General features: G+C 57.2%; 7 protein-coding genes. All 7 read left to right on the forward strand.

The features are described from left to right. Positions 1-2 precede the first annotated feature (2 nt). Positions 3-830, forward strand: a complete 828-nt coding sequence (locus tag GOV38_RS13320) for a CpsD/CapB family tyrosine-protein kinase (RefSeq protein WP_171208257.1) — start codon at positions 3-5, stop codon at positions 828-830. Beyond that, on the forward strand, positions 820-1,707 hold the full coding sequence (locus GOV38_RS13325; RefSeq protein ID WP_171208258.1) for a glycosyltransferase family 2 protein: 888 nt from the start codon (positions 820-822) through the stop codon (positions 1,705-1,707). Before GOV38_RS13320 ends, GOV38_RS13325 begins: the two co-directional genes overlap by 11 nt. Positions 1,708-1,729: 22 nt before the next feature. Continuing rightward, complete coding sequence (locus GOV38_RS13330) at positions 1,730-2,212, forward strand: UDP-N-acetylglucosamine--LPS N-acetylglucosamine transferase (protein WP_217352092.1); 483 nt, start codon at positions 1,730-1,732, stop codon at positions 2,210-2,212. Further along, positions 2,209-2,766, forward strand: coding sequence for a glycosyltransferase (locus GOV38_RS13335; protein WP_171102142.1), 558 nt, complete (start codon positions 2,209-2,211; stop codon positions 2,764-2,766). The genes GOV38_RS13330 and GOV38_RS13335 overlap by 4 nt, the downstream gene beginning before the upstream one ends. Beyond that, entirely contained in the window at positions 2,756-4,093 is a 1,338-nt protein-coding gene (locus GOV38_RS13340; RefSeq protein ID WP_254430474.1) for a nucleotide sugar dehydrogenase, read from the forward strand. Before GOV38_RS13335 ends, GOV38_RS13340 begins: the two co-directional genes overlap by 11 nt. Before the next feature lie 451 nt (positions 4,094-4,544). Beyond that, positions 4,545-14,888: a non-ribosomal peptide synthetase/type I polyketide synthase gene (locus tag GOV38_RS13345; RefSeq protein ID WP_171208260.1), complete on the forward strand. Its 10,344-nt coding sequence runs from the start codon at positions 4,545-4,547 to the stop codon at positions 14,886-14,888. A gap of 2 nt (positions 14,889-14,890) precedes the next feature. Next, the gene (locus GOV38_RS13350; RefSeq protein WP_171208261.1) at positions 14,891-15,547 is read left to right on the forward strand and encodes a 4'-phosphopantetheinyl transferase superfamily protein; all 657 of its coding nucleotides are present in this window, start codon (positions 14,891-14,893) and stop codon (positions 15,545-15,547) included. The last annotated feature ends 15 nt before the right edge of the window (positions 15,548-15,562 follow it).

Genomic DNA, 15,562 nt, shown 5'->3' on the forward strand with positions numbered 1-15,562 from the left:
AAATGGAAAAGCTTCAGGCCGCGATTGAAAAAGCGCGGGTCCAGCGCCAGGAATCCCAGACGATCAATGGACACCCGGTTCAAAAACCGGAAGTGGTCAACGAACCCGTCAAAACGCCGGAAGAGGCCGTAAATTCGGCCTGGGCGTCATTGGCACAGGCGGAGCTGAACCCGCGAATTTTGCGAAAGAACCGGATGGTCGCCTATTCCGGAGGCGAACATGCAGCCCCATACGATATGCTGCGGACGCGCATCTTGCAGCTGGCGCAGCTGAATGACTGGAAACGTATTGCGATTGTGTCGCCGCACAGCGGATGCGGAAAATCCACGACGGTATCCAACCTTGTTTTCAGCTTCGAGCGACAGGCCGACCTGCGCACAATGGTTTTAGACTGCGATCTACGCCGCACAAACCTCGCGCGATTGCTCGGATTGCAGCCCAAATCGAACATGAAGTCTGTTTTCGAGGGCAAGGTCGACTTTGCCGAACACGGTATTCGCATCGGTGAGAACGTCATACTTGGTGCGAATGATGCACCGGTCGGAAGCTCGGCTGAGGTTCTGCAATCGCAATCGACTGGACGCGTGCTGAACGCAATTGAAGCAGCGTACAAGCCAGACATCATGCTATTTGACATGCCACCTTTGCTGGTCAGCGACGATAATTTTGCTTTCCTCAAGAATGTCGACTGCGCGTTGCTTATGGTCGAAGCCGACAAGACATCGGTCAAACAAGTTGATATCGCAGAACGTCACTTGGCTGAGCTGACAAATGTGATGGGTGTCATTTTGAACAAATGTCACTACAGCGATACGGCTTATGGCTATTAATGACACTCAAATAAGCGCTTCGATCATTATCCCGCACTACAATGACGTGGTCCGCCTTGATCGCTGCTTGGCCTCGCTTATGGCCAACGACCTATCGGAGGTCGAGATTGTTGTTGTAGACAACGGATCTGACCAGTCGTTGGACGAAATTCGCACCAAATATGAGAACGTGCGCATTGTTGCCGAAGGCGAAAAAGGAGCAGCCGCAGCGCGCAATCGCGGTGTGGCTGAAACTTCAGGGGCGTATCTGTATTTCATCGACGCCGATTGTGTTGCTGCCGACGATTGGGTTGAAACAGCGCGGCGGGTCCGAACTGATGCAGACATGATCGGTGGGCGCGTCGATGTGTTCGACGAAACTCCTCCTCCTCGTAGCGGTGCGGAAGGTTTTGAGACGGTGTTTGCGTTTAACTGTCAGTCCTACATAGAGCAAAAGGGATTTTCGGTTACCGCAAACCTGATCACACGCCGAGATGTTTTCGAAGCCGTCGGCCCGTTCAAGGCAGGTGTTTCCGAGGACAATGACTGGTGCTGGCGCGCCCGTGACAAAGGCTATTCCCTGATCTATGTGGATGCGCTTGCGGTGTCACATCCCAGCCGTTCGGATTGGGACGCACTGCGCCGTAAATGGCAGCGCCTCACCAATGAAAGTTATCTATTGTTCCAAAAGAACCGGCCCGGTGTATTGGGCCGCGCAAGCTGGATCGGGCGGGCCTGTTTAATGCCGCTCAGCGCGGTCGTACACATCCCAAAGGTCCTGCGATCACCACGCCTACAAGGGGCCAGAGAGTATTGTGCCACGGTTGCAACGCTGTTTCGACTCAGGCTTCTACGGATGTTCTGGATGTTGAGACAAGCGTTGGGTTTACCAGTTTAGAGGCCGCTATGCGGAGAAGAGTATGAGTAAGATGCCACATGTCATGGCAATTTCATCTACAGGCGGGCATTGGGTGCAGTTGATGCGCCTGCGCAAGGCTTGGGACGGTATGAAAGTGACCTATGTAACGACCGATCCCGGTTCGGGCGAGCTGCTGAGACAACAGGCGCAAGAGGCGGGCGAAGCTGCGCCCAACTTCGCAACGGTGACCGAAGCGAACCGCTGGCAAAAAATTCGCCTGATCAAGCAGCTAATTCAGATCACCTGGGTTTTAATCCGCTATCGCCCGGATGTGGTTGTCAGCACCGGAGCAGCTCCGGGCTATTTCGCCATTCGCTTGGGCGGATTGTTGGGCGCACGCACCATCTGGATCGACAGCATGGCCAACGCCGAAGAGCTTTCGCTCTCGGGTCAGAAAATCGGCAAACATGTTGATCTGTGGCTGACTCAATGGGAGCATCTGGCCAAGCCCGAGGGCCCCCACTATTTGGGGGCGGTGCTGTGATCTTTCTGACGATTGGGACGCACGAGCCGTTTGAACGGCTGATCCGCGCGATCGATGAATGGTGCGGGACGACGCCCAACCCCCCCAAAGTGTTCGGTCAGATCACCGATGAAGGCATGACCCATCACCGCCCGAAGAATTTCGAGGCGGTCGCGCGCATGACGCCAAAAGATTACAATCTGAAATTCCAGCAGTCGGATCTGATCATCTCCCATGCCGGTATGGGGTCGATCCTGACAGCGTTAAGCCGCGGGAAACCCATTGTTGTAATGCCCCGCAGGGGTCACTTGCGCGAAACCCGCAACGACCATCAGTTCACCACCGCCAAACACTTGGGAGATCGGCCCAACATCTTTGTGGCGAAGGATGAAACCGAACTGCCCGCTTTGCTGGACCGCACCCTTGAAACGCTGGGTCAGCACAAACAGGCACCCGTGTCTCAGGACGCCCCCCCGCAATTCACCGCTGCTCTTCGCGAGTATCTCATGACCAACACATTTGCACCGAATGGGATCGCCCACGGTCAAAACGGGAAAAAATCTTTTGAAACATGATCGCTTTCAGGACCTCTGGGACAAGCTTAAAAACAAAAGCGCCCAAGTTGGCATAATTGGGCTTGGCTATGTCGGGCTGCCGCTTGCGGTGACGGCGGCCAAAAAGGGTATGCCTGTCACCGGGTTCGATATCGACCCGTTCAAGATTGACGCTCTGCACAAATCCGACAGCTATATCGAAGCTGTGGCCAGCGAAGACCTCAAATCGCTGCTGGATGCGGGAACCGTGGCCTGGACCGCTGACTTTTCGCAATTGTCAGGCATGGATGTCATCGTCATCTGCGTGCCGACACCGTTGACAGAACACCGTGACCCCGATTTGTCATTCGTGACCGAGACCACAGAGGTTATCGCCAAGCACATCAAAGCCGGTGCGATGGTTGTTTTGGAATCAACCACTTATCCCGGCACCACGGCCGAGGTTCTGACACCAATCCTGGCGAAGTCCGGCCATGTCCCGGGGGAAGAGATCTTCGTTGGCTTCTCACCAGAACGCGAGGATCCGGGCAACAAGCATTTTCGCACCGCCACCATTCCCAAAATCGTTGCCGGCGACGGCGAAGCCGCTGGCAAGCTGGTCACGCTGTTTTATGAGAATGTTGTGGACGCGGTGGTACCTGTCTCGACCACCCAAACCGCCGAGGCGGTCAAGATCACCGAGAACATCTTTCGGGCTGTGAATATTGCTCTGGTCAATGAGTTGAAGGTGATCTTTGACGCGATGGGCATCGACGTATGGGAGGTAATCGACGGCGCAGGGACCAAACCATTCGGGTTCATGCCCTTCTATCCCGGTCCCGGCCTTGGCGGGCACTGTATCCCTATCGACCCGTTCTATCTGACGTGGAAAGCGCGCGAATATGAACTGTCGACGCGCTTTATCGAGCTGGCGGGCGAGATCAATTCGAACATGCCGAACTATGTTGTCGCACGCCTGCGCGAAACGCTGGATCGCGAACTAGGCATCGGCCTGTCGCGAGCGCGGGTTCTGATCATCGGAATAGCTTATAAGAAAAATGTCTCGGACATGCGCGAAAGCCCTTCGGTCCGGTTGATGTCATTGCTGAACCAGGCCGGATCAAAAGTGGCCTTTCACGATCCGCATGTACCGGCGATCCCGAAAATGCGCGAATATCCCGAGTTTCTGGGCTGGCAATCGCTGCCGTTTGACGACATTCGCGCCGAGGATTTTGACGCCATCCTGATTTCGACCGACCATGACGAGGTTGACTATGAAGCGTTGGTTAACCTCGGGATTCCGGTGATCGACACTCGCAACGCGATTGCGCGGCGACAGCTTTCAGAAAAGAACGTCACCAAGGCGTAAGACATTTTGGGGGGCTCTTTGCCCCCCCCAGTTTAACCGGAAAACGTTCAACCCAAGCGGCACTAAAACACCGATCCTGTGGATAACTTCGCCACTCAATGCCTGTTTTTTCTAAAAAAATATTAAGAATTTCCTGCTCGGTGAACTGAAATTTTTGCAAGATTCCACGGTGCTCTTTCAGGTTAATGCCTGAAATGGAAACAATATCTTAAGAACACCTCATAATGTTGAAAATAGCGTTTGAAACACATAAATATTGACGGCCATTGGCTCGCTGGATGCGATTTCACTACGATTCACGGCTGATGCGGGCTAGAGTTTAAGTCCAGGTTGATGCGGGATTCTTTTTGTGGACGTCGCGCGACGTCAGCACCCCCAGTTCCCCGAATCCATACAACCTGAAGCCGAGTAAGGTGTGTTTTGAGTGTAGGTTTATTGAGTTCTCAGTTTCATGAATAGACAGATCATCCCCGAAGTAGCCGAAAGCCAACCTTTGTCTGGGACAGTAGAGGATTTGCCGGTGTCGGGGCATAGCGACGTTGTTCAAAGGTTTCGCCAAATCGCGAATGAACTGAGCAAACGCACTGCCGTGCGGTTTGGCGATGAAGCTATGGACTATGCCACTTTGGATCGCCGTTCTGATGCGCTGGCTCTTTGGCTGATCGATCAAGGGGTGCGGCCCGGTGATCTTGTTGGGATCTCGTCGCAAAGATCTCTGGCATTGCCCCTCGCAATTCTGGCGGTTTTGAAAGCTGGGGCAGGATACGTACCCTTTGACGTGACATTGCCTGCTGAGCGTCTGAAGTTTATGGCCCAGGACACCGGCATCTCGGTCTTGTTGGGTCATTGCGCGACGCTCGACGATCCGGGCCTAACCATACTAGCCGCCGAAGCTTTCCCAGGGGAAACAGACGTAAGACCCGACGCGCAGATCACCGGTGAAAGCATCGCCTATGTGATGTATACCTCAGGCACTACGGGCACGCCAAAAGGTGTAATGGTTCCCCATAGATCTGTCATGCGACTGCTTTGCGATGCCGACTGGCTTGCGCTTGATCGCGATACCGTGACGCTGCATTCGTCGGCCTTTGCCTTTGACACCTCGATCATAGATTTCTTTGCACCACTGCTGAACGGCGGCACAGTTGTCATCCCGCAAGACGGGCGGCTTTCGATCTCGGATCTGGTGGACGCGATTGATAGTAACGGCGTCAACACGCTGTGGCTGACATCCGGCTTGTTTCACGCCATTGCTGACCTGCAACCGGAGTGTTTTGAAAAGGTAAAGCAGCTTGTTGTTGGTGGCGACGTGGTCTCGCCCAACCATGTGGCCAAGGTTCAGGCAATTTGCCCGGATTTGAAGGTCATAAACGGCTATGGACCAACCGAAAGCAACGTGGTCAGCGCGCATCTGATTACTCCTGAAGATCTTGAGACAGGGCAGGCGATCCCGATAGGCAAAGCGGTCAAGGGTACGGACCTGTTCGTTCTAGACAAGGATCTGAACCCGTGCATGTCGGGCCAAAAGGGTGAGCTGTATATCGGCGGCGCCGGGCTTGCCCTGGGCTATTGGAACCGCCCCGATCTGACACAGGAGAAATTCATTCCCGCCCCTTGGGACGCAGATCAGCTTCTTTATCGCTCGGGCGATTTGGTCGAAATGGACGACGCAGGGGTCGTTCGGTTCTTTGGACGTATCGACACTCAGGTCAAGATCCGGGGTTTCCGGGTGGAACTGGACGAGGTCGAGATTGCGCTTGAGGCGCATCCCTCAATTGCCCGCGCAGCTGTGGTTGCCCGTGCTGGTGCGGATCAAGCTGACAAGTCCTTGATCGGGTTCTGCGTTGTTCAAAAGAATGCGGATTTTGATGCTAAAGCCGTTCAATCCCATCTGCGGGATACGTTGCCTGAATATGCCTGCCCCGCACGGCTTGAGGTCGTTGAAACACTGCCATTGAACCATAACGGCAAGGTGGATCGACGGGCATTGTTGGCCAGCTTGGACAAGCCGAAATCTGCTGCCCCAAGTGCCAAAGCCGCCAATGTAGGGGCTGACATCGCAACGCTCATCTCGGGCTTCCTGAAAGATATCCTTGAGTGTGAAACAGTCGATCCAAATGTGAATTTCTTCGATCTGGGCGCCTCGTCCCTTCAGCTTGCGCGGTTGCATAACCAACTTGAAACTGCACTGAATCGGCGTTTTCCAATCACGCTTTTGTTCGACAAATCCAGCGTGCGGTCTTTGGCAGCAGAGTTAAGTCATCACACGGAAAGCCGCGACAGCGGCGAGACCACCGTAACCAAGCCCGCCGGATCAGGAATGATTGCGATTGTGGGCATGGCCGGGCGGTTCCCCGGTGCCAGGGATATCGACACGTTCTGGCAAAAACTGCTGGCCGGGGAAGAGTTGATCTCGCACTTCTCAGCCGACGAGCTTGAGGTCGATCCGGCGAAGGACGACCCACAAGGCACCTATGTGGCCGCACGGGGCATTATGGAAGATGCCGATCTGTTTGACGCGCGCCATTTCAACATCCCGCCGCAAGAAGCCAAGGCGCTGGACCCGCAGCATCGGATCATGCTGGAGCTTGCGCAGACGGCTTTGGACAATGCGGGCCATGACCCCGAGCGGTTTGATGGGCGCATCGGGATCTTCGCCGGATCGGCACAGAACTCGTATTTGCTCAACAACGTGTTGTCCGCACCTGGTGCTGCGCGCAATTTCGCGGCAAGCTATCCAGTCAAAGATTTCTCGGCCCTGTTTGGCAATGACAAGGATTTTCTGGCCACCCGCGTTGCCTATAAGCTGGGTCTGACCGGGCCTGCGGTAAATGTTCAGTCAGCCTGTTCGACATCGCTGCTGGCCGTGGCGCAAGCTTGCGACAGCCTGCGCATGGGGCGCGCCGATATGGTCCTGGCGGGCGGTGTTGCGGTGACCTTCCCGACCAAACGGCCCTATGCGTATTTGCCCGATGGCATGGCCTCGGCCGATGGCCATTGCCGCACTTTCGACGCGGAGGCGACAGGGACGGTCTTTGGCGATGGCGCCGGGCTGGTTGTGCTGCGCCGTCTGGAAGATGCCGAGGCCGATGGCGACAATATCATCGCGGTGATCCGGGGTCATGGCGTCAACAATGACGGGGCGCAAAAGGCAGGCTATGCTGCGCCGTCGATCACCGCTCAGGCCGAGGCCATTCGCATGGCCCAAGCTGCAGCCGGGGTCGCGCCGAAAGACATCGGCTATGTCGAGGCCCATGGCACCGCCACCCCTCTGGGGGACCCGATCGAATTTACCGCCCTGTGCGAGGCTTTTGGCAACACCGGGCAAACCGGGCGTTGCGCAATCGGCTCGGTCAAAACCAATGTGGGTCATCTGGATGCCGCTGCGGGCGTGACCGGTTTGATCAAAACCGCACTTTGCCTGAAACACGGCAAAATCCCACCGCTGCTGCATTACACAAAACCAAACCCACGTATCGATTTTGAGAACTCCAGCTTCCGGCCCGTGGCCGAACTGACGGAGTGGCCCATGGGCGAAGAACCGCGCTATGCCGGGGTTTCGTCCTTTGGCGTGGGCGGCACGAATGTGCATGTGGTCCTTGGCGAAGGCACGGCACAAGTGGCCAAGCCGAAACCCAAAACGCGCAAACCCCGTCTGTTCCCTGTTTCAGCCTCAAGCCCCGAAGCGTTGGGTTTGGCGATGCAAGACCTTGGCGCATGGGCTTTGGCCAATCCCGAAGCGGACCCCGATGGTCTAGCCACAACATTGCGCGAACACCGCCATGCCTTCCAAACCCGCGCGGTGATAGCCGCCCATGATATGGCTGAACTCGCCAAGGCAGCCCAAGATCACAAGGGGCAGGGGCAAAGGGCCGGTGCACGCGAAAAACTGGTCTTCATGTTTGCCGGGCAGGGGTCTCAGCACGTGGGTATCGCCCGTGACCTGTACGACAACGAACCAGTGTTCCGCGACGCGTTGGATCAATGCCTGACCCCGCTGGAGCAGGCGATGGGCCTGGATCTGCGGGCTGTGCTTTATGCCGAAGGCGATCAGATTGCAGAGGCGCGCGAAAAGCTGAAAAGCACCGATTTCGCCCAGCCTGCCATTTTCGCCTGTAGCTTTGCTTTGGCCAAGCTGTGGGAAAGCTGGGGTATTCGCCCCGACGTAATGGTCGGGCATTCCATCGGTGAATTTGTGGCCGCTACGCTGGCCGGTGTTTTCTCGCTAAAGGACGCGCTGAACCTGATCGTTCTGCGCGGTCGTTTGATGGCAGATCTTCCGCGCGGCAAGATGCTGTCGGTGCGTGCATCCGAGGAAGACTTGCAACCGTACCTTGGGGATACGGTCGATCTGGCCGCTGTGAACGGTGCCAAAGCCTGCGTGCTGGCCGGGTCGGATGAAGCTATTGCGGCTTTGATCCCCGTGCTTGAGGAAGCGGGCATCGCCACTTCGGAACTACATACCAGCCACGCGTTCCATTCCAGAATGATGGACCCGGCGCTTGAGCCATTCCGAGCTGAGCTTGCCAAACTGTCTCTGGCAGCGCCAACTCGTCCGATCCTGTCCACCGTCACCGGCGACTGGATGTCCGAGGATGAAGCAACCGATCCCGACTATTGGGCGCAGCATATGCGCCGCCCTGTCCGGTTCTTTGATGCGATGCAGGTGCTGTGGGCAGATGGGGAGTATATCTTCCTGGAATCAGGACCTGGCAGAACATTGTCGGTTCTGGCCGCCCAGAACCCTGATCGCGCAACGGCCTCTCCGGCATTGTCATCCTTACCGCACGCACATGAAGAGCAGGCAAATGCGCAACTGACAATGTACCGCGCCTTTGGTGAGCTGTGGGCCTGTGGCTATCCGTTGGATTGGTCCGGTATCGGCGTCGATACCGAGACACCGCGCCAGCACGGGATGCCCAGCTATCCCTTTGTCAGAAAGCGGTTCTGGATCGAACCTGCTGCCATTACCTCTGACCCTGAAACAGCCGATGTGCCGGATACGGCTCCCACCGAGGTGATTGCAAAACCCGATGCGCTTAGCGCGGTGCAAGCCTTGCTCTCGGATCTCAGCGGTTTGGACGCAGAAGAGATCATTCCAACCGCAGGCTTTATGGAACTTGGCTTTGACTCCTTGCTGCTGACACAGGCCACACGTGAGTTGAGAGATCAGTTCGGCGTTGCGGTTTCGCTGCGCGAACTGATTGACGGTTTCCCGAATGTTGGCGCTTTGGCTGAACATATCGAAAAACACGGTGAGATCGGTACCGAAGGCCCGTCTGATCAGGAGTTCACCCCAGCCCCTGCCGCGCCCGAGGCTGCCAAAGCGGATCCGCAGATTTCCGCGCCCGTTACGCAAATCTCGACCACGGATGAGGCGCTGACACCGCGCCAACAGGCACATATCGACAAGCTGGTGGCCCGGTTCAACGCGAAGACGCCGCAGTCGAAAGCGCTGACACAAAAGCACCGCCCAAGACATGCCGATCCGCGCACAGCATCGGGCTTTAACCGGCTGTGGAAAGACCTTGTCTATCAGATCGTATCGGTCAAATCCAAAGGCTCGCGCCTTCTGGACGTGGATGGCAACGAATATGTCGACATCCTGAATGGCTTTGGTCCGGGCTTTCTGGGTCATTCCCCGGACAGTGTTGTAAAGGCTCTGCACACACAGCTGGATGACGGATTCGAAGTTGGGCCGCAAAGCCTGTTGGCAATGGAAGCGGCCGAGCTGTTCTGTGACGTCACCGGCAATGACCGGGCCAGCTTTGTCTGCACGGGGTCCGAGGCTGTGTATGCTACGATGCGTCTTGCACGCACCGTGACCGGGCGCGACACGATTGTTCTGTTTGCGCGGGATTATCACGGCAACTTCGACGAAGTTCTGGTGCGCGGGGTCGAAGGCAAGGACGGGTTGCGCAGCCTGCCCATCGCACCCGGTGTGCCGCGTGATGCGGTCAAGAATGTGATCGTGTTGCCCTATGGCTCGCCGCAGGCGCTGGACTACATCCGCCGAAACGCGGGCAAACTGGCGGCCGTCATGGTCGAGCCGGTGCAAAGCCGTCGGCCCGAATTCCGCCCGCATGAGTTCATCCGCGAAGTGCGCCACATCACCCAGAAACACGGTGCGCTATTCATCTTTGATGAGGTCGTCACCGGATTCCGTTTCGGGCCACGCGGCGCGCAGGGTTATTACAACATCGAAGCTGATCTTGTGACCTATGGCAAAATCGCCGGGGGCGGGATGCCGCTTGGTGTTGTTGCCGGCAAGGCCCAATACATGGACACCTTTGATGGGGGTCAGTGGAATTACGGGGATGACAGCTTCCCCGAAGCTCCGGTGACGTTCTTTGCGGGCACCTTCGTGCGCCATCCTCTGGTGATGGCTGCCACCGTCCAGATGATGCGGTTCTTCAAATCGCAGCCCGCGTTTTTCTGGAAAACCATCGATGCCAAAGGCGACAAGGTCGCGGGTACGGTCGATCGCTGGTTCAAAGAAAACGACATGCCGTTCGAGATGCCGAACTGCGGGTCGCTGATGTATTTGCGGATCGACAAGAATGCGCGGTTTGGCGGCCTCTTGGGTCCGCATCTGCGCGACCGGGGCGTGTTCCTTCTGGAAGGTTTTCCCTCTTACATGACCGCCGCCCATGATGATGAGGATATCAACCACATCATCAACGCCATCAAGGACAGCGCTTCGGAAATGCGCGCCGATGGCCTGATCGACGGACGGGCCGACAGCCGCGACTATGACCCACAGATAACCGCGGCTCCGCCTCGGCTGAGTTTGCCGGGTGGCGAAGCCCGCATCGCGCAAGATATGGCCGCCCCTCTGGCACCGCTGGCCTGCCCGACTCTGGAAGCGCAGCGCGAGATCTTTGCCGCCCAGGTGGTCACGCCCGAAGTTGCTGCCGCATATAATGAAAGCGTTACGCTGAAAATCCGGGGTGCGGTGAGCACCGATGCGCTGCTTGAGGCCATTCAGGCCTGTTACGCGCGACACGACGCGTTGCGCGCAACCTTCTCCGAGGATGGGCTGACCATGTTCATCCAACCCGAGATGTACCACAAAATCGGACAGATGGATCTGAGCACGCTTGGCCAGCAGGACCGCCGGCAGAAACTGCAAGATCTGTTGGACAAGCATGTCTCGGAACCCTTCGATATGCAGAACGGCCCGTTCCTGCGCACCGATCTTGTGGATATGGGCGAAGAAGATGGTCAGGCGCTGCATCATCTGGTGGTGACAGCCCATCACATCATCTGTGACGGCTGGTCGATCGATGTGATCATGCGCGACATCGCGCGCCTTTACCGGATGATCATCGACGGCAAGCCCGCAATTCTGGACGCGCCGCACAGCATCATCGACTATGCACGCCACGAGCAGGATTGGGCACAATCCGAGGGTGCGCAGCGCGATAAAGCCTATTGGCTTCAGCGGTTTGAGACGCAAGTTCCCGTGCTGGACTTGCCCTTGGATCACCCCCGGCCTGCCATCCGCAGCGTCCGTGGGGCCCGGCTTGACGCGGCATTGGATGCCGAGCTTGTGGCCGGTTTGCGCAAAACGGCCGAGCGTCAGAACAGCAGTTTCGTAACCCTGCTTTTGGCAGCGTTCAAAACCTATGTCGCGCGGATTTCGGGCAATCAGGATCTGGTTGTTGGCGTACCCTCAGCAGGGCAGGCGGCCAATGGTATGGAGTCGATGGTGGGTCATTGCGTCAACCTGATGCCGATCCGCACTCAGCCCTCAGGCGACAAATCCTTTGGCGACTATCTCAAAGAGGTCAAAACCGCCCTGCTGGACGGCGCGGATCATCAGAGCTTTACCTATGGGGTCCTCACACGCGCGCTCAAGCAGAAACGCGATCCGTCGCGGCCCGGCTTGATCTCGGTTGTGTTCAACGTGGACAACGGTATCGACCTGTCGGCACTGGCCGTGGGGTCTCCTGCAGATACGTTCACCTCAAACCCGCGCGCGTTTGAGAATTTTGAGCTCTATCTCAATGTCACCGAGATTGACGGCGGCGTCACAACCGAGTGGAGCTATAACCGCGATCTCTTTGATGCCGAGACCATCGCGCGGCACATCACCGGGTTTTCCGAGCTGCTGGCCAGCATAGTTGACGGGCCGGACGCCCCGCTTGGGCAGCTGACGCGGGATCAAGGTGAATCAACTGCGCCGCAGCAATCGCCGCAAACAAGCCCCGCAGACTATGACGGAGGCATCACGCGTGCCTTCAAAACAGCGGCTTCGACGCATCAAAACCGGCAAGCGGTCGGCTGCAATGGCAAGGCTTTGACCTATGCCGAACTCGACCGATGGTCGGATCGGATTGCGGCGCATTTGTTGGGCAAAGGAGTAACCAAAGGGGAAAAAATCGGTCTCAGCTATGGGTCGTCGCTGGAACAGATCGCCGCACTGGTCGGCATCCTCAAGGCCGGTGGCGCCTACGTCCCGCTGGATCTATCGCTGCCGCCAGAACGGATCGAGTTCATCGTCAAAGATACCGGTCTAAGCCTGATACTTGGACCTGATGCGGGTTTGCCCAGGGTCCAGACACTCGATGTCTCGGTTCTACCCGAGGTCGACCCAATGCCAGATTTGCCCGAGCTGGGTGGCGAGGACCTTGCCTATGTGATGTACACGTCCGGCTCGACCGGCAGACCCAAAGGTGTAATGGTTCCGCATCGTGGTGTTTTGCGTCTGGTCAAAGGTCAGGATTTTGCCGATCTCGGGCCCGATCAGCGCATCCTGCAGAACTCACCCATCGCCTTTGATGCCGCCACCTTCGAGATTTGGGGCGCGTTGTTGAACGGGGGTGCGCTGGTGCTGCGCGATACACAGACGCCCGCGTCGCTGGACGGTTTGGGCGACATCATAGCGCGCGAGAAGATCACCACCCTTTGGCTGACCGCTGGATTGTTCCACGCGATGGCGGATGAGACCCCCGTGGCCTTCCGCCCCTTGCAGCAGCTTTTGACAGGCGGGGACGTGGTTTCTCCGGTCAAGGCTGCACAGGTTCTGACGGCTTGCCCGGATTTGACCTTGATCAATGGCTATGGCCCGACCGAAAACACCACGTTCACTTGCTGCCACAGGATCACTTTGACGCAGGCGCAAAGCGGGCAGGCGCTGCCGATTGGTCATGCGATCAACGGCACTCAGATCCATGTGCTGGATGCTGATCTCAACCCATTGCCGGATGGCGAAATGGGTGAGCTTTGTGTATCGGGCGACGGGTTGGCCCTGGGCTATCTGGGCCGCGCGGACCTGACCGCTGACAAGTTCGTGGCCGCGCCTTGGGATGAAAACCTGCGGCTCTATCGCACCGGAGATCTGGTGCGCCGCGCGACCGATGGTATGGTGAAGTTTTTCGGCCGTGCCGACCTTCAGGTCAAAATCCGCGGTTTCCGTATCGAACTGGGCGAAATAGAAACCGCGCTCGTCAAACACCCTGGAATTCGCCAGGCTGTGGTCGAGGCGCGCATACCTCAGGGTCAAAGCGACAAGGTTCTTGTGGCCTATTATGTGCCGCAGGATCAGGCGCTGAGCCGCGCCGAGTTGGACGACCATATGCGCGACACGCTGCCAGCCTATGCGCGACCCACGCTGTTTGTAGCACTGGACAGCCTGCCCCTGAGTCACAATGGTAAGGTTGATCGCAAAAGGCTGCCGGCCCCTGTCAGACGTGTTCAAACCGAAGACCCGGTTGCCGCTAAATCTCCTGAAGAAACTCGACTGCTGGCAATCTGGGCCGAGGTTCTGGGGACCACCCAACTACATGTCGATGATGACTTTTTTGAATTGGGCGGACACTCTCTTCTCGCCGTGCGTCTGTTTGCTCGGATCCACGAAGAGTTTGGATCAAAACTGCCCATATCGACATTGTTCCAGCATTCCACGGTGCGTGAACTGGCGCGCCTGTTGCGGGTTCAGGATGCTGATGGCGAATTTGATCCTGATGCCGATTGGGATCCAAGTTCGGTCATTCACCCCGGACCAGAAGATGGGGGTACACCTTTGTTCGTGGTCGGCGGCGCAGGTGGCAACGTCAACAACCTTCTGGATTTTGGCGCGATTATGGGAAGCCATCGCGCGGTCATCGGGCTGCAGACGCGTGGCATTCTTGGCCACAGGATGCACACCACCATCGAGGCGATGGCCAAGGACAACATCCGATACCTGCGCCAACACCAGCCCAAAGGTCCTTATCTACTGGCCGGATACTCCGGCGGAGCGATCACCGCTTTTGAGATGGCCCGCCAACTCGAAGCCGCGGGTGAAAAGGTTCGTCGACTGTTCATTCTGGACACCTATGCGCCGGGGTTTGCGGAAAATTTCCGATCCCCTGTTCATCTTGGGCCGCGTGAATGGGTTCAGAACGAGATCGAGCTGATGCGCGCGCGGGGCCTTAGCTATTTCAAGGAGCGTCTGGATGCGCGTTGGCGCCACGGTCTGGGCAACAAGCTGCTGAAACGGCTACGTCCCGATAGCCCCGAACTGGCGCTGCTTCAGCAAGTAGAACAAGGATGGTTTCAGGCTGCGCAAAGCTATGACGGGGGCATTTTCGGCGGCAAGACCAGCCTGATCTTTGTCGAGCCCGCCTGTCTGAAAGAACGCAAAGCCTTTGACATCGAACCCTCACTAGGATGGAGTCGCTTTCTGCTGGATGGGCAGTATCGTTCGAGCTTCCTCAGCGGGTCTCACCTTGGGATGGTTGTCGGGGACGAGGCGCGCGTCTTGGTCGGCACGATGGAAGCACATCTTCAAAATCCGAACGAGACTTAGCCATGGCGTTAGTGGACCAAATATCCACTACACTGACCGGGTTGGACATTTGGTCCGCCTCATTGGACGATGATGCCACAATAGATTTGGACATTGCGCTGCGGTCGCTCAATCTGGTCGAGCGCAGTCGGGCTGACCGTTTTGTCTATGATCGAGACCGCCATCGCTTTGTGCGGGGCCGGGGGTTTTTGCGGCAGGTATTGGCCGGGTATCTCGACTGTTCCGCAAAGGATGTGGCCTTCACCGAAATCGGTAACGGTAAACCGACGCTCGCGTCTGGCCCTCATTTCAATCTCAGCCACAGTCGTGACCGCGCGGTTCTGGCTGTTTCGGCAGAAAGGTCGGTGGGCATTGACCTTGAATTCAATGACCGCCGTCTGGCGAGCCAAGGGATTGCGCAAAGTTGCTTTACCGAGTCCGAATGCGCTGTCCTGAACACCGTCTCGGGCGCAGCTTGGAACCAAAGGTTCTTTGCGTTCTGGACCGCGAAAGAGGCGCGCATGAAACTGACCGGTGAAGGCCTGTCACTGGCGCCAAAATCAATTGAACTTGAACTGGAAGACGGTTGGCCCATTGGGATCAAGCACCCAAGCCAGCCCAAATGCGAAGTACGTTTCTTGGACATATCACCTGAGGTCACCTGCTGCATCGTCAGCTAGACCGGAAAGGGTATT

Origin of the sequence: Ruegeria sp. HKCCA5839 (assembly GCF_013035585.1) — a bacterium.
GTDB lineage: Bacteria > Pseudomonadota > Alphaproteobacteria > Rhodobacterales > Rhodobacteraceae > Ruegeria.